Source organism: Friedmanniella luteola, assembly GCF_900105065.1.
GTDB lineage: Bacteria > Actinomycetota > Actinomycetes > Propionibacteriales > Propionibacteriaceae > Microlunatus > Microlunatus luteolus.
This window is the reverse complement of sequence record NZ_LT629749.1, coordinates 1,167,669-1,188,288: the sequence shown is the minus strand read 5'-3', so window position 1 is coordinate 1,188,288 and position 20,620 is coordinate 1,167,669. Positions and strand designations below refer to the sequence as shown.

Here is a 20,620-nt window from a genome sequence, read left to right as displayed (position 1 = left end):
CGACGCCCGCGTCGGGGTGGACACGGGCGTCGTCGTCAGACGTGCTGCGGATCAGCCGCGGCGGGAGCTCCGGCTGAAGCTCGCGGCGCTGTGCGAGCCGGACGAGGACAGCCCGGGGCTGGAGGTGGTGTAGGTGGACGGCCCGCTGGACCCGCCGCGGGCACCGCGACCCTGCCCACCGGAACGACCCTGGCCGCCGGAGCGACCGGAGCCGCCACCCGACCGACCGGCCGGGGCACCGCCCTGGCTGGGACCGCGACGACCGCGGCCGCCACCGCCGTTGCCGCCACCGCTGCGGGGGGCGGAACCGGAGGTCCGGCGACCGCCGCCCTGCGGCGCGGGCGTGTGCGCCGGGACGAGACCGCCGGGGACGAGCACGCGCTCGCCCGGGGCCAACGACTGCAGGACCGGGTGGTCGACGCCGGAGACGCGGGTGGTGGTCGGCTTGATGCCGGCCGCCCGGGTCAGGGCGCGGACGCCGGAGACCTGCTCGTCGGTCATCAGCGTGACGACGGTGCCGTCCTGACCGGCGCGGGCCGTCCGTCCGGAGCGGTGCGTGTAGGCCTTGTGCTCGACCGGCGGGTCGGCGTGCACGACCAGGGCCACGTCGTCGACGTGGATGCCCCGGGCGGCGATGTCGGTGGCCACCATCGTGCTGGCCGCGCCCGAGTGGAAGGCGTCCATGTTGCGGGTGCGGGCGTTCTGGCTCAGGTTGCCGTGCAGCTCCACCGCGGGGATGCCCCGGGCGTTGAGCTGCTTGGCCAGGGCCTTGGCGCCGTGCTTGGTCCGGGTGAACACCATGGTGCGGCCCGGCGCGCTGGTCAGGTCGGCCAGCACGGGGATCCGCTGGTCGCGGGCGACGTGCAGCACGTGGTGCTCCATCGTCGACACCGGCGACTGCGCCGAGTCGGCCTCGTGGGTGGCCGGGTCGTGCAGGAACTTCCGGACCAGACCGGTGATCGCGCCGTCGAGCGTCGCCGAGAACAGCATCCGCTGCCCGTTGGGCGGCGTCTGGCCGAGCAGGCGGGTGACGGCGGGCAGGAAGCCGAGGTCGGCCATGTGGTCCGCCTCGTCGAGGATCGTGACCTCGACGGAGCCGAGCGAGCAGGCACGCTGCTTGATCAGGTCCTCGAGCCGGCCCGGGCAGGCCAGCACGATGTCCACGCCGTTGCGCAGCGCGGTGACCTGCGGTCCCTGGCTGACCCCGCCGAAGACGGTCATCGTGGTGAGCCCGGCGGTCGCGGCGAGCGGCTTGAGCGCCGCCTCGATCTGGCCGACCAGCTCACGGGTGGGGGCCAGGATCAGCGCCCGCGGGGTCTTCGGGGTCCGCCGGTTCTTCGACGCCGTGAGGCGGGCGACGAGGGGCAGCAGGAAGGCGTAGGTCTTGCCGGAGCCGGTGCGGCCGCGGCCCAGGACGTCGCGGCCGGCGAGGGAGTCGCCCAGCGTGGCGGCCTGGATGGGGGTGGGGGTCTCGATACCGAGACCAGCGAGGACCTCGACCAGCTCGGCGGGGACGCCGAGGTCGGAGAAGGCAGGGACGATCGTCGTGTCGACAGACAAGAGGGAGATCACATTTCTTTGGCGTCTCACCAGAACAGGGTCGTGCCCACAGGCCCAGGGGCCCGAGCACGGTGCAGCAGTGCACAGCAGCGAGTGAGGAGCAGGTTGCTCGACGTCACCGGTGCTTCGCGGCGAGACTCAGCGAGGCACTTCGGGCTACTCTACCGCACCCGTCCGGCAGACCGGGCCCCGACCGGCACCGAGAGCCCCCGGACGCGCCCGCCGGGTGTGGCGATGAGCACGACCGGTGAGGCACGACGGGCACCTAGACTGCACCGGTGGACCTGACCGACCCGGACGCCGACCTGCCGGTGCCGCTGCCACTGCGGGTGCAGGCGCTGTCGGTCGGCTTCGCCGGTCGCGCCGTGCTCGACGGGCTGGACGTGACGGCGCGCCGCGGCGAGATCACCGCCGTGCTCGGTCCCAACGGGGCGGGCAAGACCACCCTCGTCCGCTGCTGCACGGGCCTGGTGCGGCCGGACGGCGGCCGCATCTCCGTGCTCGGCGGCCCGCCCGGGGACCGGCGCAGCAGCGCGCGCGTCGGGCTGATGCCGCAGAGCACCGGCGCCTGGTCCGGCATCCGGGCCGGCGAGCTGCTCCGCTACCTCGCCGGGCTCTACGCCACCCCCCAGGACCTCGGCCTGCTCGTGGCCGAGCTCCGGCTGGAACCGCTGCTGCGCACCCCCTACCGGCGGCTGTCCGGCGGCCAGCAGCAGGCGGTCAACCTGGCGGCGGCCCTGGTCGGGCGGCCCGAGCTGGTGTTCCTGGACGAGCCGACCGCCGGCATGGACCCGCACGCCCGGCGGGCCACCTGGTCGCTGCTGGAGCGGCTGCGCTCCGCCGGGGTGACGGTCGTGCTCACCACCCACGCCATGGAGGAGGCGGCGGCGCTGGCCGACCAGGTCTTCATCCTCGACCGCGGCCGGGTGGCCGTTGCCGGCACGGTGGCCGAGCTGACCCGGGACGGCCAGAGCCTCGAGGACGTGTTCCTCGCCCACACGTCCCTGCCGGCCGGCGCATGAGCGCCCTGGACCTCTCCCCCGCGGCCGGGGCGGCGCCCGCCCGGCAGCGCGTCGTCCGGCACGGGCTGACCGAGGCACGGCTGCTGGTCCGCAACGGCGAGCAGCTGCTGCTCGCCCTCGTCATCCCGCTGGGCATCCTCGTCGCCGGCCGGGTGCTGGGTGGACAGCTCGGCGCGCTGGAGACGCTGGCCCCGTCGGTGCTGGCCCTGGCCGTCTGGTCGACGGCCTTCACCTCCGTCGCCATCGCCACCGGCTTCGAGCGGCGCTACGGCGTGCTGGAACGGCTCGCCACCACCCCGCTGGGCCGGACGGGCCTGCTGGCCGGCAAGGCGCTGTCCGTCGTGCTGGTGGTCGCGGGCCAGCTCGTCGTGCTCAGCACCGCGGCCCTCCTGCTGGGCTGGCGGCCGGCGTTCAGCGCCGCGTCCGCGCTGGCGGCCGCGCTGCTGGTGGTGCTGGCCGCCGCCGCCTTCGTCAGCCTGGCCCTGCTGCTGGCCGGCCGGCTGCGGGCCGAAGCCACGCTCGGCCTGGCCAACCTGGTGCACGTCGTCCTGCTGGTGGGGGGCGGCCTGGTGCTGCCGCTGAGCCGCTACCCCGCCGCCTTGCGCCCCGTCCTGGAGCTGCTGCCCACCGCCGCACTCGGCGAGGGTCTGCGGGCGGCCGCCACCGGGGTGGTCCTCGGCTGGCCCCCCCTCGTCTGCCTCGTCTGGTTGCTGCTCGGCGGCCTCGCCGCCCGGAAGGTGTTTCGATGGACAGCGTGAGCACCACCCCCGTCCGGGCGGGGGGCAGCTCGGCCGGCGACCCGGCCCCCGGACCCGGACCGGTCGACGCCCTGGCCCGCGTCGTCACCAGCCCGCGGGCCCTCCGCCGCTGGGCCGTCGCGTCGCTCGCGGCCAACGTCGTGATCGTCGTGACCGGCGCCCTCGTGCGGCTGACCGCGTCCGGGATGGGCTGCCCGACCTGGCCGCGCTGCACCGAGGACTCCTACGTCACCCACCCGTCGCTGGGCATCCACGGGGCCATCGAGTTCGGCAACCGGCTGCTGACGTTCGCCCTGGTCCTCGTCGCCGTCCTCACCTGGGTCAGCGCGATGCTGCACCGCGACGGCGGCCGACGCCGCCGCGACCTGCGCTGGATCGCCGCGGGCCTGGCCCTCGGCATCCCCGCCCAGGCGGTCATCGGCGGGGTCTCGGTCTGGACCCACCTCAACCCCTTCGTCGTCGCGCTGCACCTGCTGGTGTCGATGGTGCTGATCGGGCTCAGCACGTGGCTGGTCCGCCGCACCCGCGGGCTCCGGCAGCAGCCGGCCGGGCGCGCCGGGGTGCTGGCCGCGCGCGCGACCCTGGTGCTGACGGCGCTGACCGTCTGGCTCGGCACCGTGGTCACGGGCAGCGGGCCGCACGCCGGCGACCTCGACGCCGTCCGCACCGGCTACGACGGGGCCTTCGTCACGCACGCGCACGCGATCGCCGTCTACGCCACGGTGGCCGCGGTGGCGGTGGCGGTCTGGACCCTGCGCAGCCGCGCCGCCCTGCTCGTGCTCGGGGTCGTGGTGCTGCAGGCGGTCATCGGGATCGTCCAGTACAACCTCGGGCTGCCGGTGGGCCTGGTCCTGCTGCACCTGCTCGGCGCCTCCCTGGCCGTCGCCGCCACCACCAACCTGTTCCTGACGGTGCGCACGCCCGACCCCGCGCCGCCGACCCGCTAGCGCCGTGGCCCCCGGGACCGACGACCTCGGGGCCCTGGTGGACCGGGTGCCGGAGGGCTGGACGGCGGTGACGTACCGGGGCCGGCCCTACGGCCTCCGCCGCACCAGCCGGGCCGACGGCCGCAGCGTCGCCCTCTACGCCGAGGAGCTCGGCGGGCTGGACGTGGTGAGCACCAACGTCTACCGGACCGTCGCCGGCGACGTGCTCCGGCCCTGCGAGATGCCCGCCGCCACCGTGCTCGCCTTCCTCGCGGGCTGGCGGCCGGCCCGGCCGCCGTCGGTCAGCCCGGCCGGTGCCAGCCCCGCTCGTCCACCCCGCCGGGGATGACCTCCGCCGGCGCGTAGGGCTGCCGGGTCAGCACGAAGGTGGCCAGGTCCAGGTGGGTCACCCGGCCGTCCGCGGCCCGCACCACCTGCAGCCGTTCGCCGGCGTAGTAGTGGTCCTGCCCGGTCCAGCCACCGCCCGGCGCCGGGCGGAACCGCGACCTCCGACCGCCACCGCCGGCCGGGGTCAGGCGCAGCCGGTCCACCCCCTCGACGCTCAGGGTGAGGGCTGCGGTCCCCCAGTACCAGGTGCCGGTCAGCTCCAGCAGGTCCGCGGGCACGGGGGCCGGCGCCCAGACCCGGGGCAGGGCGGGCTCGTGGTCGGCCAGGCTCAGCAGCAGCTCCTGGGTGAGCTGGCCGATCGGCAGCCCGGACGTCACGGCGGCCAGCGCGACCGCCCCGTCCCCGCTGGAGGGCTCCACCAGCAGGCCGGCCAGGAAGCCGGGCATCGAGCCGCCGTGCCCGACGAGCCGTCGGCCGTCGACCCGCACCAGCTGCAGACCGAGCCCCCAGCCGGTGGTCCAGGCCGACCCGTCGTCGACCGTCGCGGGCTGCTGCATCTCCTCGAGGGTGTCGGGGTGCAGCACGTCGCCGGTGTCCCCCGCCAGGAACGAGCCCCAGCGGGCCAGGTCCCCCACCGTCGACCACAGCTCGCCCGCCGGGGCCATCGCGCCGGTCGCCGCCGACGGCTCGGCGAGCAGCACGTCGGCGTGCGGGTGCACGGCCCAGCCCTCGACGGCCGCCCCGACCGGGGTCGGCCCCGTCCGGCGCAGGCCCAGCGGGTCGAGCAGCCGCTCCTGCAGCACCTGCGCCCACGGCGCCCCGCGCCGCCGGGCGACCACCTCGCCGAGCAGCGCGAACCCGACGTTCGAGTAGTGCAGCCGGGCGCCGGCCTCCAGCCGGGGCGCCTCGCCCGCGAGGGCCGACAGCAGACCGGCCGCGTCGCCGCCCTCCACCCGCTCCCACCAGGCGCCGGGCCGCTCCGAGGTGAGGCCGCCGGCGTGGGTCAGCAGCTGGAGCAGGGTCGCGGTCCCGGCGACGCCCGGGACGTGGCGCTCCAGCGGGTCGGTCAGGGCCAGCGCGCCCTCGTCCCGCAGCTGCAGGATCAGGACCGCGGTGAACGTCTTGGTGATGGAGCCGATCCGGTAGGCCGCGTCGACGTCGGCCCCGCCGGCCCCGCGGCCCGCCGACCAGGCCAGGCTCCCGTCCCGCACCACGCCGGCGACGACGGAGGGCGCGCGCCCGTCGGCCTGGGCGACGGCGAGCCGGTGCAGCAGGGCCCGCTCAGTGCTGGGCAGCAGAACGCTCATCCGGGCACGGTAGCGGCCGCCGCCGCCCGCCCCGTGGAGGGGCGCAGGCTCGGGCCTGCCACGGCCGTACCGCGGCCGTGCCACGATGAGGCGTGGCCGGTCCCTGCTACCTGATCACCCACCCGGAGGTCGCCGTCGACCCCGGCACGGAGGTGACGGCCTGGTCGCTCTCGAGCGCCGGGCGGGCCCGGGCCGAGCGGCTGGCCGCCCTGCCCTGGGTGGCCGGGCTGGACCGCCTGGTCAGCAGCGCCGAGCGCAAGGCCTGCGAGACGGCGGAGGTGCTCGCCGCCGTCCACGGGCTCGCCTGGACCGTCGACGCCGAGCTGGGCGAGAACGACCGGAGCGCCACGGGCTTCCTGCCCCCGGAGGAGTTCGAGCGGGTGGCCGACGCCTTCTTCGCCCGACCGGAGCAGAGCGTCCGCGGCTGGGAGACGGCCCGGCACGCCCAGCGACGGGTCGTCGGGGCGGTCCGCCGGCACACGGCGACCCGGGACGAGGCCGTCGGCTTCGTCGCCCACGGCGCCGTCGGCACCCTGCTCTGGTGCGACCTCGAGCGGGTGCCCGTCGACCGCCGGCACGACCAGCCGGGCCAGGGCAGCTGGTACCCCTTCGACCCGGTGCGCTGGACGGCGGGGCACGGGTGGGTCCGGATCAGCTGACCCGGTCGGACCCCGGAGATCCGGGTGGGCCGCTCAGACCCGGTAGGCCTGGGTCAGCGGGCAGCTGAACGTCTCCGCCCGGCCCTCGAGGCCGACCTCGTTGAGGTAGCCCAGCACGTGCCGGTACGCCTCGACCAGCGTCGTCTCGGTGTAGACGATGCCGTGCTCGCGGCAGTGGGCCCGGACGAGGACCGCCGCCCGCCGCAGGTTCGGCCGGGCCATCCCCGGGAACAGGTGGTGCTCCACCTGGTGGGCCAGGCCGCCCATCAGGAAGTGGACGAACGGACCGCCCGCGATGTTGCGGGACATCAGCACCTGGCGGCGGAGGAAGTCGACCTTCACCCCGCGGTCGAGGATCGGCATGGCCACGTGGTTCGGGGTGAACGCGCCGCCCAGCAGGAAGCCGAACACGCCGACCTGGACGCCGATGAAGGCGAGCGCCATCCCCGGCGGCAGCAGCAGGAACACCGCGACGGGGTAGCCGACGAGCCGGACGCCGACGAAGAGGATCTCGACCCAGCGGTGCCGGACGGGGCTCGGGTCCAGCAGGTGGCGGACCGACGAGACGTGCAGGCTCAGGCCCTCGAGGGCCAGCAGCGGCAGGTAGAACCAGCCCTGCCGGCGGGCCAGCCACTCCCCCAGCGGACCCCGGGCCGCGGCGGCCTCGGCGCTGAAGGCGACCACCCCGCTGACGATGTCGGGGTCCTTGTCCAGCTGGTTGGGGGCGGCGTGGTGCCGGGTGTGCTTGCGCATCCACCAGCCGTAGCTGATGCCCACCAGCAGGCCCGACAGCACCCGGCCGGTCCAGTCGTTCCAGCGGGCGGAGCGGAAGATCTGCCGGTGCGAGGCCTCGTGGCCGAGGAAGCCCAGCTGGGCCATCACGATCCCGAGCGCGCCGGCGAGCAGCAGCTGCAGCCAGGTGTCGCCCAGCAGCACCATGCCGGCGACCAGCGAGCCGAGCGCCACCGCGGCCGCAGCGAGGCAGGTCCAGTAGAAGCCGTAGGTCCGGCCCATCAGGCCGGCCGCCTGGACCCGGCGGGTGAGCTCGGTGAAGTCGCTGACGTACCGGGAGGCGGCGCGGTCTCGCGACCGGGGCCCGGCGTTGGCAGCGGGAAGGGTGGTCATGGCAGCAGTCCCCGGTCTTCGGCAGGAGGCTGCACACGGCTGAACAGCTCGTGGTCCCACCTACCCACGGAGTCCGCGAGCGACGCAGCGCCGGGGGTCCGACCGGGGTCCGGCCGGGGTGGACCGGCCTCGTGCGCCTGGCCGTACCCTGAGGAGGACAGGCGAGAGGTCCGTGCTCGCCTGCTCGGGGGTTCAGGTGATCACGGACCTCTCAGGACCAAGACAACCACCTCCGGGGCGCTTCCGCACCCGTTCTGATGTCCTCTTGAGGACATGTCCGATAGTGGACAATGCGGTGGAGCCTCTGGGCACCCGGCTCTGCCGGTGACACGATCGGAGCCGTACGGCGACCGACGATCGGGGGATCCCTGCCGCCGCACCCGCTGACTGAGCCCGCGTCGAGCCCTGTGCTCCGCGGGCTCAGTTGCCTCCTCCACCGGCCCCGGTATCAGCAGCAGGGCCGGAGGCTCCTGGGAGGAGAACCGGGTCACCGTCCCGGTCGTCGTCCTCAGGAGAGCCCGTGCACCGCCACCTCGCCCGCGCCGCCGCCGCCGTCGCGGCCTGCCTCGCCACCACCGCCGCCCTGGCCCCCGCCGCCCGGGCCGACACCCGGACCTTCACCGACAAGGGCGCCCACCTCACCACCGTCGAGGTGGCCCACACGAAGTCGAAGGTGAGGGTGGTGGCCGACGTGGGGCCCTTCGGCGTCGGTGACCACGTCACCTTCTGGCTGGACACCGACGCCGGCAACAGCGGCCCCGAGTACAAGGCCGAGGTCCACCCCAACAGCGACGGCCTCCAGCTGCTGCGGGTCGGGAGCTTCTCCAGCACCGGGAAGCCCGTCGACTGCGACGGTTTCCGGGCGACCTCCGACGTGTGGGGCCCGCAGGAGGTCACCATCACCGTCCCGCGGAGCTGCATCGGGAAGCCGGCCGCGGTGCGGGTGGCCGTGCGGGCCGCCTACGAGGTCACGGGACCGGACGTCATCGACTGGGGGCCGGGGACGAAGAAGTTCTTCGGCTGGGTGGCCCGCTGACGCACGGTCCTCGCCCCGCCCCGTCGTCGACCGGCCGGGTCGACCGGCCGGATCGACCGGCCGGAGAACCGGCGGTCTACTACCGTGGGCCGCCCCTCCCCCTCCGAACGGAGCGCCATGCTCGAGCTCACGGCCACGCTCGTCGTCATCATCGCCATCGCCGTCGTCGTCCTGATCCTGCTGGTCGTGCTGATGCGCAGCTACCGGACCGCACGGCCGGACGAGGCGCTGATCATCACCGGCCGCAGCGCGAGCAAGCCGTCGAAGGTCGTCGTGGGCGCGCGCTCGGTGGTGTACCCGTTCGTCAACAAGGCCTACACCCTGAGCCTGGCGTCCCGCTCGGTGCAGGTGACGGTCGAGGGCATCTCGAAGAACGGCATCAAGCTCCTCCTGCAGGGCGTCGCGCAGGTGAAGGTGGGCGGCGACGAGGAGAACGTCCGGCTCGCGGCCCAGCGGTTCCTGCAGCAGCAGGACCAGATCGAGCGCTACACCCAGGACATCCTGGCCGGCTCGCTGCGCTCGGTGGTCGGCACGCTGACCGTCGAGCAGATCATCCACGAGCGCGCCGCCCTGGCGAAGTCCGTGCAGGACGTCGCGCTGGAGTCGCTGAACAACCAGGGCCTGATCGTCGACACCCTGCAGATCTCCAGCGTCGAGGACGACACCAACTACCTGCGCAACCTGGGCCGGCCGGAGAGCGCCCAGGTGGAGAAGGCCGCCGCGATCGCCGAGGCCAACGCCCGGCAGGAGGCCGCGGAGAAGCAGGCCGTCTCGGACGAGGGCATCGCCATCGCCCAGCAACGGCTGGCCATCCGGCGCGCCGAGCTCAAGGAGGCGACCGACGCCCGGCAGGCGGCCGCCGACGCGGCGGGCCCGCTGGCCCAGGCCGAGCAGCGGCAGGCCATCATCCAGCGCGAGGAGCAGGTCGCGGTCCGGCAGGCGGAGCTCAAGGAGCGCCAGCTGGACACCGAGGTCCGCCGCCCCGCCGACGCCGCCAAGTACCAGGCCGAGCAGGAGGCCGCGTCGCTGCTCGCCCGCCGTCGCGCCGAGGCCGAGGCCCGGCGGGCCGACGGTCTGGCCGAGGCCGAGTCGCTGGAGGCCGCCGGCCGGGCCGAGGCGGCCGCCGTGCAGGCCAAGGCCGAGGCCTACCAGCAGTTCAACGACGCCGCCGTCATCGACCGGCTCGTCGACGTGCTGCCCAAGATCGCCCGTGAGCTGGCCGCGCCCTACGCCAACATCAAGGACCTGACGGTGATCTCCAACGACGGCGCCGGCCAGCTGTCCCGCAACATCGCCGGCAACGTGAACGACACCGTGACGATGCTCGAGAAGATGACCGGCGTCGACCTGCGCCAGCTGGTCGACCGGGTCTCCGCCGGCGGACGGACCCCGACGGCGGCGACCGCGCCGTCGTCCCCCGCGGCGTTCGCCCCGGTCGCGGTGGCCGTCGACGGGCAGCACGCGGAGCCGGTGGGCCCGATCGGCTGACCGGCCACGGCGACCGGCTCAGCGCAGCTGCGGCGTGAGCCAGGCGAGGGCCACCGGCAGGGCGTCGAGCACCGAGACGTGCCCGTCCCGGGGCCGCAGCCAGAGCTCGGCCCGGGGACAGGCCGCGAGCAGCCGGTGGGCGTGGTCGACCGGGATCATCCGGTCCGCACCGCCGTGCACGAGCAGCACCGGCACCTCGACCTGGCCGGGGCGGAAGCCCCACGGCGTCACCAGCGCGACGTCGTCGTCGACCAGGCCGTCCGGCCACGCCTCCCCCGCGGCGCCGGCGTCGGCGCCCAGGGTCGCCCAGCGGCCCTCGAGGGCCGCCCAGTCGGTCGCCGTGAAGACGGCGGGATCGAAGTCCTCCCGCCCCACCAGCGCCACCCGGGCGGCGCGGCCCTCGACCGCGGCCCGCAGCGCGTCGTCGGAGGCCATCCCGGCGAACCAGGCGTCCGTGCCGTCGTACGGGGCCGGCGAGGCGAGGCAGACCGCCGCCGTCACCCGGTCCGGCAGCAGGGCGGCGCAGGCCAGGCTGTGCGGTCCGCCGCCGGAGCTGCCGACGACACCGGCGTGCTCGACCCGCAGGGCGTCGAGGACGGCCGTGACGTCGGCGGCCGCGGCGGCGACGTCCCGCCCCGGCCGCCCGGTCGACCCGCCGTAGCCCGGACGGGCGTAGGAGACCAGCCGCAGCCCCGCCGCCGCGCAGGCCTCCACCAGCGGGGGCACGAGGGCACCGCTGTGCGGCGAACCGTGCTGCCACAGCACCACCGGCGCCCCGTCCGGCCCGCCGGCGTCCCGGACCCGCAGCCGGTACCCGTCCGGCCCGTCCACCTCGTGCTCAGTGCTCATGCCCGGACCCTAGGGGCCCCGGCCCCGACACGACCAGCAGCCGCCGGCGACGGCGCGACGTCGCCCCCGGCTAGGCTCCGGGGACGGCGTCGGCACGCCGCCGGACGCGACGAGGCAGGCCGGGACCGCGACGGACCGGTCCGGGAGGTGGGCGTCATGGCGTGGGTCGTGCTCGTGGTGGCCGGGGTGCTGGAGGCGGTGTGGGCCACGGCGCTCGGCCGGTCGGAGGGCTTCAGCCGGCTGGGGCCCAGCCTCGTCTTCGCCGTCAGCCTGCTGGCCAGCATGGCCGGCCTGGCGTTCGCGCTGCGGGACCTGCCGACCGGGACGGCCTACGCCGTCTGGGTGGGCATCGGTGCCGCGTGCACCGTCGCCTGGGCCATGCTCACCGGCGCCGAGTCGGTGACCCTGGTCAAGGTGCTGCTGATCCTCGGTCTGGTCGGCTGCGTCATCGGGCTGAAGCTGGTCGGCGACGGCCACTGACCGACGGCGCTCAGCGCGGCGGCCAGACGACGGCCTCCAGCTGGCGGCGCAGCCGCGCCCCGCGGACGGGGTTGACCGAGGTCACCCAGCCGACCCGGCCCTCCAGGTGGGCGCGGAAGTCGGGGACCCCGTCCCGGTTCGCCGCCTGCGGGCCGCGGCGGACGGCGTCGTGGAGCACGGCCCGGAGCCGGTCCTCGTCCTCGCGCGGGATGCCGAGACCGGCGTTCACCACCAGCCCGGTGACCTGCTGCCGGGCCGAGGAGCGCTGCACCCGGGTCTTCGTCGGGTTGACCGCAAAACCCTCCTCGGCGACGACGGTCGTCACCGACCGGACCAGCCGGGCGGCGGGCAGGTCACGCGGGCCCGAGAAGGTCAGGTCGTCGGCGTAGCGGCTGTAGGTGGCCCCGAGGGCCGCGGCGTACCCGGACAGCCGGTGGTCGAGGGTGAAGCAGGCGAGGTTGGCGAGCGCGGGCGAGCTGGCCGCGCCCTGCGGGAGGTGCGCGGCGCGCAGCCGCGCCCGGAGCAGGTGGCGGCCGCTCACGTCGCCGCCCGGGGGCATCGCGGTGAGCACGTGGACGGGCGTGCGGTGCGTGGTCAGCCCGGTGAGCAGGGTGACCACGCCCTCGGGGTAGCCGAGCAGCGTCCAGAGCCCCGCCACCCGGGCGGCGGTCACGGCCGCGAAGAAGTGCCGCAGGTCCAGCCCCAGCACGAGGTCGGCGCCGACGTGCCGCCGTGCGTGGCTGAGCACGCTGCGGCCGCGCACGAAGCCGTGTGCCGCCGGGTGCGCCGGCACCCAGACCAGCACCTCGTCGAGCAGCCGGCGCAGGACGTGCCGCAGCAGCGGCGTCGGCGCCTCCAGCAGCCGCGGGACCGTGCCCGGCCGCGCCACCCACCGGTAGCGGTAGAGGTGGTGGGGGCCGGCGGGCGTCCGGCGCTGCCGGCCCTGGACGTCGGCCAGCCAGCTCAGCTGCTCGTCCGGGACCTGCAGGAGCCGGGCCAGCGCCGGGCCGTCGTCGACCTCGGGCACCGGCCACCGGCGCCGGCCCATGGCCGCGGGCGTCGTGGGGAGCACCCGGACCCGGACGGGCGTCCCCCGGCGGGCGGCCCGGTGCAGGGCCGTCGTGAGCACCGCCGAGCCGGCGAGCAGGCCCGCCAGCTCGTGCGGCCGGCCGAGCGGCGCCGTCCGGTAGGTCGCCACGGCGCTGCCCGCGAGCGCCGACACCCAGCGGTGCCGCCGGCCGAGGGTCACCCAGGCGGACCGCCGGAGCGCGGCCTCGGTCCAGTCCGGCGCCGCCAGGAAGCTCCAGGCCAGCGCGCGGGCCACGTGCGCCGTCGGGTCCCGACGCTTCACCGGCACCGCGGCGGCCGCGGCGTCGTCGGGGCGTGAGGTGGTGCCGGGCGACCGGTCGGGCGGGTGCGGGTGCCGAGCTGCGCGGAGCGCAGACGCGCACCTGCGGTCCTGCGGCAGGGTCGACGTGCTGTCACCGGAGGGTTCCTCGGGCGCCGGTCCGCGGACGGACCGTGTCTCGCCGGTGGCACCACCTCACGGGCACATGGTGGCCCAACCCCCGCCCGGCCGCCACCTCCTCGCAGGTCACGGTCGGGCGTCGGTCGGCGTCGCGCCCTGGCCCGGCGGCTCCGCCCGCACCTAGCCTTCAGGCCGTGACCCCCGAGACCACGGATGCGCTGGTGCCGCGGCGCACGCTGCTGGGGCTCCTGGGTCTCGGTGCGCTGGCCACCGTCACCGGCTGCGGGGGCGACGCCGGCCTGGTCACCGCCGACGTCGCACGCCGCCCCGGCGACCCGGCCCGGGTGCCGGCCGTCGTCGACGCGGTCAGCGCCTTCGGGACGGACCTGCTCGGGGTGGTGGGCGCCGACGACGGCAACGTCGTCTGCTCGCCGTGGTCGGTGCTGGTCGCCCTGGCGATGGTCCGCAACGGCGCCACCGGGGTGACGGCCCGGGAGATGGACGAGGCTCTGCACCTGCCCGACCTGGCCGGGCTGAACGCCGGCCTCGGCACCCTCGACCAGGAGCTCGCCACGCGCGCGGGCCGTCGGCGGGACGGGGACGGGGAGGAGGCCAGCGTGGTGCTGGACGCGGCCAACCGGGTGTGGGGCCGGCAGGGCTCCACCTGGGAGCCGGCGTTCCTCGCGGCGCTGGCCGCCTGGTACGGCACCGGCGTCGGTGCGACCGACCTCGGCGGCGACCCCGAGGGGGCCCGGCGCAGCGTCAACGCCTGGGTGGCCGAGCAGACCCACGACCGGATCACCGAGCTCATGCCGCGAGGCTCCCTCCAGCCCGAGACCCGGATGGTGCTGGCCAACGCCCTGTACGTCCGCGCCCCCTGGCACGAGCGCTTCGGCCCCGCCGAGCCCCTGGACTTCACCGGCCCGGGCGGCACCGGGACGGTGCCGTCGATGCAGGTGACGCTGCCCGGGCAGGGTCTGGCGGGCGACGGCTGGGCGGCGGCCCGGGTGCCCCTCGCCGGGCAGGAGCTGGCGCTGACGGTGGTGCGGCCCGACGGGGGGCTGGCCGACCTCCGCGCGCGGCTGCGCGACGGCGGGCTGACCCGGCTGCTGCGCACCGCGCCGGACCGGGGCGTCGCCCTGCGGATGCCGCCCGTCCGGCTCCGCACGGAGCTGGACCTGGTCGGGGTGCTGGAAGGTCTCGGGATGCGCCGCGCGTTCGCGACGGGCCTGGCCGAATTCGACGGCATGACCCGCTCCGAGCGGCTGCACGTCGGGGCGGTCCGGCACCAGGGCTGGCTGGCCCTGGACGAGGACGGCCTCGAGGCGGCCGCGGCCACCGGGGTCGCGATGGACGCCGTGAGCGCTCCGTCCATCGAGCTGGAGCTGACCCTCGACCGGCCCTTCCTCGCCTGCCTGCACGACGTCGCCACCGCGCTGCCGCTGCTGCTCGTCCAGGTCGGCGACCCGGCCGCGCGGGCCGCATGAGCGGGCGCCGGGCCGTCCTCGCGGGGGCGTCGGGGTTCCTCGGCCCCCTGGTGGGCGCCGACCTGGCCGAGCGCGGGTACACCGTGGCCGTGGTCGGCCGGCACGGGCCCGACGCGCGGTGGGACCAGCCCGATCGCCTCGCCGCGCTGGTCGACGGCGCCGAGCTGCTGGTCAACCTCGCCGGCCGGAGCGTCGGCTGCCGCTACACGGCCCGGAACCGCGCCGCGATCTACGACTCCCGGGTCGACACCACCGCCGCCCTGCACCGCGCCGTCCGCGACGCCGCGGCCCCACCCCGGCTCTGGCTCAACGCCAGCACGGCGACGATCTACCGGCACGCGACGGACCGGCCGCAGACCGAGGTCGACGGGGAGCTCGGCGAGGGGTTCTCCGTCGACGTCGCCCGGAACTGGGAGCGGGTGCTCCTCGCGGGCGACCTGCCGGGCACCCGGCGGGTGGCGCTGCGGATGGCCATCGTGCTGGGCGACGGCCCGGCGCTGACGATGCTGGCCCGCGCGGCCCGCACCGGCTTCGGCGGACCCCAGCTGGACGGCCCGTGGTTCCCGCACCGCCGCTACCGCGGGATCGGCCCGGACCCCACCGGTCCGGCGCCCCCGCACGGTCGCACCCACGGGGAGCAGCGGTTCAGCTGGATCCACGTCGAGGACCTGCTCGCGGCCCTGCGCTTCCTCGAGGACCACGACGAGCTGGCGGGTCCGGTCAACCTGGCCGCCCCCGTCGCGGGGACGAACCGGTCCCTGATGGCGGCGCTGCGGCGGGCGGTGCGGATGCCCGTCGGCGTGCCGGTGCCCCGCTGGCTGCTGGAGCCGGGGATGTGGCTGCTGCGCCAGGAGTCCGAGCTGCTGCTGAAGAGCCGCTGGGTGGTCCCGGCCGCGCTCCTCGGGGCGGGGTTCCGCTTCGCCTGGACCGACCTGGACGCCGCGGTGGGCGCCCTGGTCGGTCCCGGCTCAGTTGCTCAGAAGCCCATCCCGAGCCGGTAGGCGGCCTGGTTCCAGCGGATCTCGTTGCCGAAGTCGCGGCTGGTGGTGGCTCCGTCGATGACCAGCAGCTCCACCCCGACCATCCGCGCGAAGTCGGTCAGCTCCTCGGTGCCGACGGACTGCGACAGCACCGTGTGGTGCGGCCCGCCCGCCATCAGCCAGGCCTCGGCCGAGGTGGACAGGGACGGCTTGGGCTCCCAGACGGCGCGGGCCACGGGCAGCTTGGGCAGCGGCTCGTCGGGGTCGACGACGTCGACCTCGTTGAGCACCAGCCGGAAGCGGTCGCCGAGGTCGCAGATGCCGACCACCGCGGCCGGGCCGGTCGTCGCGTCGAACACCAGGCGGACCGGGTCCTCACGGCCACCGATGCCCAGCGGGTGTATCTCGATGCGCGGCCGGCCCGCCGCGATGGTGGGGCAGACCTCGAGCATGTGGGCGCCGAGGATCTTCGGGGTGCCCGGGCCGAGGTGGTAGGTGTAGTCCTCCATGAAGGAGGTGCCCTGCGGCAGCCCCGCCCCCATCGCCTTGATCGTGTGCAGCATGACCGAGGTCTTCCAGTCGCCCTCACCGCCGAAGCCGTAGCCGTCGGCCATCAGCCGCTGGACGGCCAGCCCGGGCAGCTGGCGCAGCCCGCCCAGGTCCTCGAAGTTCGTCGTGAAGGCGCCGAAACCGCCGGCGGTCAGGAACGAGCGCAGGCCGGCCTCGATCCGGGCGCCGTAGCGCAGGGAGTCGTGCCGCTCGCCGCCCACGACCAGCTCCGGGGCCAGGTCGTAGAGGTCCGCGTACTGCGCGACGAGGTCGTCGACGGCGGACTCGGGAGCCCCGTCGACGGCCTCGACCAGGTCGTTGACGCCGTAGGTGTTGACCGAGACGCCGAACCTCAGCTGGGCCTCCACCTTGTCGCCCTCGGTGACGGCGACGTCACGCATGTTGTCGCCGAAACGGGCCAGCTTGAGCGAGCGGATGGCGGCGTGGCCGACGGCGGCGCGCTGCCAGGCCGCGACGCGGGCCCGGACGGCCGGGTCGGAGACGTGGCCGACGACGGTCTTGCGGGCGACCCCGAGCCGGGTCTGGATGTAGCCGAACTCCCGGTCGCCGTGGGCGGCCTGGTTGAGGTTCATGAAGTCCATGTCGATCTCGGACCACGGCAGCGACACGTTCGCCTGCGTGTGCAGGTGCAGGAAGGGCGTGCGCAGCGCGTCCATCCCCGTGATCCACATCTTCGCGGGCGAGAAGGTGTGCATCCAGGCGATGACCCCGACGACGTCCGGGTCGGCGTTCGCGGCCAGCACCGTGGCGTGGATCGAGCCGGAGTCGGTGAGCACGGGCCGCCACTCGACCGGCAGGCCGAGGTCACCGCCCTCGTTGAGCTGCTCGACGATCTGCTGCGACTGCTGCTCGACCTGGGCGACGGTCTCGGGGCCGTAGAGGCCCTGGCTGCCGGTCAGGAACCAGACACGGGGTGCGGAGGTCATGGTCGTCGGTGATCCTTCGGTCGGGGTGGTGGGAGAGGACGGCCGGCGCTCAGCGCTGGCCGTAGGCGTTCTGGTAGCGGTCGTAGAGCCGGTCGACGTCGGCCTGCGCGATCGGCAACGGCTCGCCGAGCTGACGGGCGATGTGGACCGTCCGGGCCACCTCCTCGCACAGCACCGCGGCCTTGACCGCGGCCTTGGCGGTCCGGCCCACGGTGAACGGGCCGTGGTTCTGCATGAGGACGGCCCGCGAGCGGTGGTGCTGCAGGGTCTCGACGATGCCCTGGCCGATGGAGTCGTCGCCGATCAGGGCGAAGGGGCCGATCGGGATCTCGCCGCCGAACTCGTCGGCCATCATCGTCAGCACGCACGGGATCGGTTCCCCGCGCGAGGCCCAGGCCGTCGCGTAGGTGGAGTGGGTGTGCACCACGCCGCCCACCTCGGGCAGGTGCGCGTAGACGTAGGCGTGCGCCGCGGTGTCGGACGACGGGGCCCGCTCCCCCTCGACCAGCCGGCCCTCGAGGTCGCAGACGACCATCGTCTCCGGCGTCAGGTCGTCGTAGCTCACCCCGGAGGGCTTGATGACCAGCAGGTCGCGACCGGGGACCCGGGCCGACACGTTGCCGGCGGTCCAGACGACGAGCTCGTTGCGGGGCAGCTCCGCGTGCAGCGCCGCCACCTCGCGCCGCACCTCGTCGAGCACGGCGCCGATCTCACGGGTGAGGCTCATGCGCGGGTCCGGTCCTGATCGAGCATCGTCGGTCATCCTCTCGTCGCGGCGCCGCGAGGGATCGGCGGCGGTCGGCGCTGATGTTAACGTTCACACCACGCGAGGGTCAACCTACCGCGCCCCGGCACCGGGCGGTCGGCGGGGTGGTGGGGCGGTGCTGGAGCGGACCTGCAGGGCGGGCTGGACCAGCGTCGCGGGCGGGGCCGGCTGCCCCGCCATCCGGCCCACGAGCGTGCGCACGGCCGCCAGTCCCAGCTCCGCGAAGTCCTGGCGGACCGTGGTCAGCGGGGGCAGCGCGAACGCGGCCGTCTCGATGTCGTCGAAGCCGGCCACGGAGACGTCGTCCGGCACCCGGCGGCCCTGCTCGACCAGCGCGCGGACCAGTCCCAGGGCCATCTGGTCGTTGGAGGCGAAGACCGCCGTCGCCGACGGGTCGAGGGCGCGGACGGCCGCGTAGCCGCTGGCCGCCGTCCAGTCCCCGCGCACGAGGTCCGGCGCCGCCAGCCCCAGGGCGTCGAGCTCCTCGCGCCAGCCGCCCTCCCGCTCGATGGCGTCCAGCCAGCCGACGGGGCCGGCGACGTGGGCGATCCGCTCGTGACCCAGCCCGGCCAGGTGCCGGACCACCAGGCGGGCCCCCTGCCGCTGGTCGACGGCCACGGCCAGCGCCCGGCTGCCGGCCTCCACCCGCGGGGCGACGATGACCATCGGCACGTCGACCGCGACGGCGGACGCCACCTGCACGGCCTCCTCGACGGGGGCGATGACGACGATGCCGTCGACGCCCTGGTCGAGGAAGTGGTCGAGGGCCGACCGCACCGACGCCGGGTCGTAGACGCTGAGGCTGGCCACGCTCACCCACAGGCCGGCGGCGCGGGAGGCCTGCTCGACGGCGACGAGCGTGGACACCGGACCGCTGCGGCTGGAGGTGGCGGTGAGCAGCCCGACGGTGCTGCTGCGCCGGGTGGCGAGCGCGCGGGCGGCGGAGTTGCGGCGGTAGCCCAGCTCGCGGATCGCGGTCTCGACCCGGGCGCGGGTCTCGGGGCGCACGCTCGGGTGGTCGTTGAGGACCCGCGAGACGGTCTGGTGGGAGACCCCGGCCAGCCGGGCCACGTCCAGCATGCCGGGCGCCCGGCCGGCGGCACCCGCAGCGGGGTCGTCGGGGGACATGCCGCGCAGCCTAGCCCCCGGCCCGGTCCGGGCCGGCGCGCTCAGCGGCCGGTCAGCTCCCAGGTGGTCCGCTGCTCGCTGTCCCAGCGACGGCAGCGTCGGCTGGCCCCGGCCAGCTCGGGCAGGTCGCCCAGCGCCTGCACCACCGCGGAGAGCTGCGCGACGGGGACCCGGCGGGCCAGCGTGAGGTGGGGCGTCCAGCGGCCGGGACCGAAGTGGCCCGCCGGGTCGGCCCCGCAGAGGGTGGCCACGGCACCCTGCAGGTCCAGCAGGGCCCGGTCGACCACGACCTGGCGGGCGAGCACCACGCTCCCCCGCCGCGGCCCGAAGACGAGCAGGCCGCCGACCCGCAGCGACAGGTCCAGCCCGGCGAGCAGCCCGGGCAGCGCGGCGTCGGCCCCGGGGTCGAGGTGGTGGGCCGCGACGAGCGTGACGTGCGGGCGGTGGCTGGGGATCGGGGTCGGTCGCTGCTCGGTGGGCAGCCCGGCCTCGGCCAGCTGCGCCCAGAGCGCGCGGACGGCGCGGTCGGTGCCGTCGTCGAGGGTGAGCTCGACGGACTGGGTCACCCGGGCGCTCGACGTGGAGAGGTCAGCGCAGCAGCGGGTCGACCGCGGCGGCGACGAACACGAGGGCGAGGTAGGAGTTGCTCCAGTGGAACAGCCGCATGGGTCGCAGCGCGGCGTCGGTCAGCCCGCGGCGCGCCCGGAGCAGCAGCTGGAGGGACTCCCAGAGCAGGGCCACGCCGGTGACCGCGGCGACGGTCGGGTACAGCCACCCGGTGCCGGCCACCGGCCACAGCGCGAGCGACACGGCCACCGTGACCACGGAGTAGGCGAGGATGCGGGCCGCGACGGCGGGTGCCGGGGCGACCACCGGCAGCATCGGCACCTTGGCGGCCGCGTAGTCCTCGCGGTAGCGGAAGGCCAGCGCCCAGGTGTGCGGCGGCGTCCAGAAGAAGACGATGGCGAACAGCACGAACGGCGCCAAGGCGACCGAGCCGGTGACCGCGGTCCAGCCGATCAACGGGGGGAAGCAGCCGGCGATCCCGCCCCAGACGATGTTCTGGGAGGTCCGCCGCTTGAGCAGCAGCGTGTAGACGACGACGTAGAAGGCGTTGGCCGCCAGCGCCAGCCCGGCGGACAGCCAGTTGACGAAGAAGCCGAGGTACAGGGTGGCGGCGACCCCCAGCACCGCGCCGAACACGGCGGCGGCGCCCGGCCCGACGGCGTGCCGGGGCAGCGGGCGGCGGCGGGTCCGGCGCATCTGCTCGTCGATGTCGCGGTCCAGCACGCAGTTGACGACGTTGGCGCTGGCTGCGGCCAGGCAGCCGCCGAGCATGGTGTTGAGGACCAGCAGCAGCGGCGGGACCCCGCCGGCGGCCAGGAACATGGCCGGCACGGTGGTGACGAGCAGCAGCTCGATGATGCGGGGCTTGGTGAGGCCGACGTAGGCGCCGAGCACGTCGCGCAGGCTGGCCGTCCGGCCGTCGTGGCCCCCGTCCGCGGGTCGGGCGGCGAGGTCGGTCGCGCTGCGGTCCTCGGCCGCGGCCCGGCCCACGTCGATGCTCGTCACTCGCCCTCTTCACTCGCAGTCGGCTCCGGCTCCCCGTCCGGGACGCACCCGGCTGAGTCTACGGCGCGCCCCCGGGAACTCCAGCCCGCCGGCGCTCCCCGCGGGCCCGGCCACGGCGCCGGCGCGGTCCGGGTGGTGAAGGTCACGCGCCGTCCGGGCGCCGGG

The 20,620-nt window shown here is 75.7% G+C and carries 20 protein-coding genes; 10 read left to right on the top strand and 10 right to left on the bottom strand.

From position 1 onward, the window contains the following. Positions 1–51: 51 nt before the first annotated feature. Positions 52–1,560 (bottom strand): DEAD/DEAH box helicase, encoded by a 1,509-nt coding sequence (locus BLT72_RS05625; protein WP_231930364.1) that lies wholly within the window; start codon positions 1,558–1,560, stop codon positions 52–54. Between the two features lie 284 nt (positions 1,561–1,844). Here BLT72_RS05625 and BLT72_RS05620 point away from each other — a divergent pair, with 284 nt between their 5' ends. Genes BLT72_RS05620 through BLT72_RS05605 form a run of 4 tightly spaced genes read left to right on the top strand, consistent with a single transcriptional unit; the run spans position 1,845 to position 4,615 of the window. Beyond that, positions 1,845–2,582, top strand: coding sequence for an ABC transporter ATP-binding protein (locus BLT72_RS05620; protein WP_425349236.1), 738 nt, complete (start codon positions 1,845–1,847; stop codon positions 2,580–2,582). Then, complete coding sequence (locus BLT72_RS05615; RefSeq protein ID WP_091410941.1) at positions 2,579–3,340, top strand: ABC transporter permease; 762 nt, start codon at positions 2,579–2,581, stop codon at positions 3,338–3,340. Before BLT72_RS05620 ends, BLT72_RS05615 begins: the two co-directional genes overlap by 4 nt. Continuing rightward, on the top strand, positions 3,337–4,287 hold the full coding sequence (locus tag BLT72_RS05610; RefSeq protein ID WP_425349222.1) for a COX15/CtaA family protein: 951 nt from the start codon (positions 3,337–3,339) through the stop codon (positions 4,285–4,287). Before BLT72_RS05615 ends, BLT72_RS05610 begins: the two co-directional genes overlap by 4 nt. Before the next feature lie 4 nt (positions 4,288–4,291). Further along, complete coding sequence (locus tag BLT72_RS05605; protein ID WP_231930362.1) at positions 4,292–4,615, top strand: peptide methionine sulfoxide reductase; 324 nt, start codon at positions 4,292–4,294, stop codon at positions 4,613–4,615. On the opposite strand, the gene BLT72_RS05600 is transcribed toward BLT72_RS05605, so the two are convergent. Continuing rightward, positions 4,569–5,921 carry a serine hydrolase domain-containing protein gene (locus tag BLT72_RS05600; protein ID WP_091410936.1) on the bottom strand — a complete coding sequence of 451 codons (1,353 nt, stop codon included), beginning with the start codon at positions 5,919–5,921 and terminating at the stop codon, positions 4,569–4,571. The two genes, BLT72_RS05605 and BLT72_RS05600, sit on opposite strands and share 47 nt — an antisense overlap. Before the next feature lie 92 nt (positions 5,922–6,013). Here BLT72_RS05600 and BLT72_RS05595 point away from each other — a divergent pair, with 92 nt between their 5' ends. Then, a complete protein-coding gene (locus BLT72_RS05595) occupies positions 6,014–6,580 on the top strand; it encodes a histidine phosphatase family protein (protein WP_197677209.1) in 567 nt (188 codons plus the stop codon). 33 nt (positions 6,581–6,613) lie between these two features. Here BLT72_RS05595 and BLT72_RS05590 read toward each other — a convergent pair whose 3' ends face one another. Continuing rightward, entirely contained in the window at positions 6,614–7,705 is a 1,092-nt protein-coding gene (locus BLT72_RS05590; RefSeq protein ID WP_091410933.1) for a fatty acid desaturase family protein, read from the bottom strand. Positions 7,706–8,225: 520 nt separating this feature from the next. Between BLT72_RS05590 and BLT72_RS05585 the strand changes: the two genes are divergently transcribed. Together BLT72_RS05585 and BLT72_RS05580 are read left to right on the top strand one after the other, a co-directional pair. Then, positions 8,226–8,741, top strand: a complete 516-nt coding sequence (locus BLT72_RS05585) for a hypothetical protein (protein ID WP_091410931.1) — start codon at positions 8,226–8,228, stop codon at positions 8,739–8,741. 117 nt (positions 8,742–8,858) lie between these two features. Further along, positions 8,859–10,229 carry a flotillin family protein gene (locus BLT72_RS05580; protein ID WP_091410929.1) on the top strand — a complete coding sequence of 457 codons (1,371 nt, stop codon included), beginning with the start codon at positions 8,859–8,861 and terminating at the stop codon, positions 10,227–10,229. A gap of 18 nt (positions 10,230–10,247) precedes the next feature. Here BLT72_RS05580 and BLT72_RS05575 read toward each other — a convergent pair whose 3' ends face one another. Further along, positions 10,248–11,078 carry an alpha/beta fold hydrolase gene (locus BLT72_RS05575; protein ID WP_091410926.1) on the bottom strand — a complete coding sequence of 277 codons (831 nt, stop codon included), beginning with the start codon at positions 11,076–11,078 and terminating at the stop codon, positions 10,248–10,250. A 156-nt stretch (positions 11,079–11,234) separates the two neighbouring features. Here BLT72_RS05575 and BLT72_RS05570 point away from each other — a divergent pair, with 156 nt between their 5' ends. After that, the gene (locus BLT72_RS05570; protein WP_091416797.1) at positions 11,235–11,558 is read left to right on the top strand and encodes a DMT family transporter; all 324 of its coding nucleotides are present in this window, start codon (positions 11,235–11,237) and stop codon (positions 11,556–11,558) included. Between the two features lie 10 nt (positions 11,559–11,568). On the opposite strand, the gene BLT72_RS05565 is transcribed toward BLT72_RS05570, so the two are convergent. Next, a complete protein-coding gene (locus BLT72_RS05565) occupies positions 11,569–12,909 on the bottom strand; it encodes a reverse transcriptase family protein (protein WP_157720307.1) in 1,341 nt (446 codons plus the stop codon). A gap of 311 nt (positions 12,910–13,220) precedes the next feature. Between BLT72_RS05565 and BLT72_RS05560 the strand changes: the two genes are divergently transcribed. Continuing rightward, a complete protein-coding gene (locus BLT72_RS05560) occupies positions 13,221–14,513 on the top strand; it encodes a serpin family protein (RefSeq protein WP_157720306.1) in 1,293 nt (430 codons plus the stop codon). Continuing rightward, positions 14,510–15,514, top strand: coding sequence for an epimerase (locus tag BLT72_RS05555; protein WP_091410919.1), 1,005 nt, complete (start codon positions 14,510–14,512; stop codon positions 15,512–15,514). Before BLT72_RS05560 ends, BLT72_RS05555 begins: the two co-directional genes overlap by 4 nt. Here BLT72_RS05555 and araA read toward each other — a convergent pair. The 5 genes from araA to BLT72_RS05530 all read right to left on the bottom strand — a co-directional run bounded on the left by araA (position 15,490) and on the right by BLT72_RS05530 (position 20,455). Then, entirely contained in the window at positions 15,490–16,989 is a 1,500-nt protein-coding gene (gene araA, locus BLT72_RS05550; protein WP_091410917.1) for an L-arabinose isomerase, read from the bottom strand. The genes BLT72_RS05555 and araA overlap by 25 nt on opposite strands. A 49-nt stretch (positions 16,990–17,038) precedes the next feature. Next, the gene (locus BLT72_RS05545; RefSeq protein ID WP_197677325.1) at positions 17,039–17,689 is read right to left on the bottom strand and encodes an L-ribulose-5-phosphate 4-epimerase; all 651 of its coding nucleotides are present in this window, start codon (positions 17,687–17,689) and stop codon (positions 17,039–17,041) included. Between the two features lie 138 nt (positions 17,690–17,827). Beyond that, positions 17,828–18,883 carry a LacI family DNA-binding transcriptional regulator gene (locus BLT72_RS05540; protein ID WP_091410911.1) on the bottom strand — a complete coding sequence of 352 codons (1,056 nt, stop codon included), beginning with the start codon at positions 18,881–18,883 and terminating at the stop codon, positions 17,828–17,830. 41 nt (positions 18,884–18,924) lie between these two features. Beyond that, entirely contained in the window at positions 18,925–19,449 is a 525-nt protein-coding gene (locus tag BLT72_RS05535; protein ID WP_091410908.1) for a 2'-5' RNA ligase family protein, read from the bottom strand. A 22-nt stretch (positions 19,450–19,471) separates the two neighbouring features. Next, the gene (locus tag BLT72_RS05530; RefSeq protein WP_231930361.1) at positions 19,472–20,455 is read right to left on the bottom strand and encodes a heme o synthase; all 984 of its coding nucleotides are present in this window, start codon (positions 20,453–20,455) and stop codon (positions 19,472–19,474) included. Between the last annotated feature and the right edge of the window lie 165 nt (positions 20,456–20,620).

Excerpts from the sequence above, each read along its gene's own strand:
- BLT72_RS05615 (WP_091410941.1), top strand. The coding sequence starts at position 2,579 with ATGAGCGCCCTGGACCTCTCCCCCGCGGCCGGGGCGGCGCCCGCCCGG.
- BLT72_RS05600 (WP_091410936.1), bottom strand. The coding sequence starts at position 5,921 with ATGAGCGTTCTGCTGCCCAGCACTGAGCGGGCCCTGCTGCACCGGCTC.
- BLT72_RS05590 (WP_091410933.1), bottom strand. The coding sequence starts at position 7,705 with ATGACCACCCTTCCCGCTGCCAACGCCGGGCCCCGGTCGCGAGACCGC.
- BLT72_RS05580 (WP_091410929.1), top strand. The coding sequence starts at position 8,859 with ATGCTCGAGCTCACGGCCACGCTCGTCGTCATCATCGCCATCGCCGTC.
- BLT72_RS05575 (WP_091410926.1), bottom strand. The coding sequence starts at position 11,078 with ATGAGCACTGAGCACGAGGTGGACGGGCCGGACGGGTACCGGCTGCGG.
- BLT72_RS05570 (WP_091416797.1), top strand. The coding sequence starts at position 11,235 with ATGGCGTGGGTCGTGCTCGTGGTGGCCGGGGTGCTGGAGGCGGTGTGG.
- BLT72_RS05555 (WP_091410919.1), top strand. The coding sequence starts at position 14,510 with ATGAGCGGGCGCCGGGCCGTCCTCGCGGGGGCGTCGGGGTTCCTCGGC.
- araA (WP_091410917.1), bottom strand. The coding sequence starts at position 16,989 with ATGACCTCCGCACCCCGTGTCTGGTTCCTGACCGGCAGCCAGGGCCTC.
- BLT72_RS05540 (WP_091410911.1), bottom strand. The coding sequence starts at position 18,883 with ATGTCCCCCGACGACCCCGCTGCGGGTGCCGCCGGCCGGGCGCCCGGC.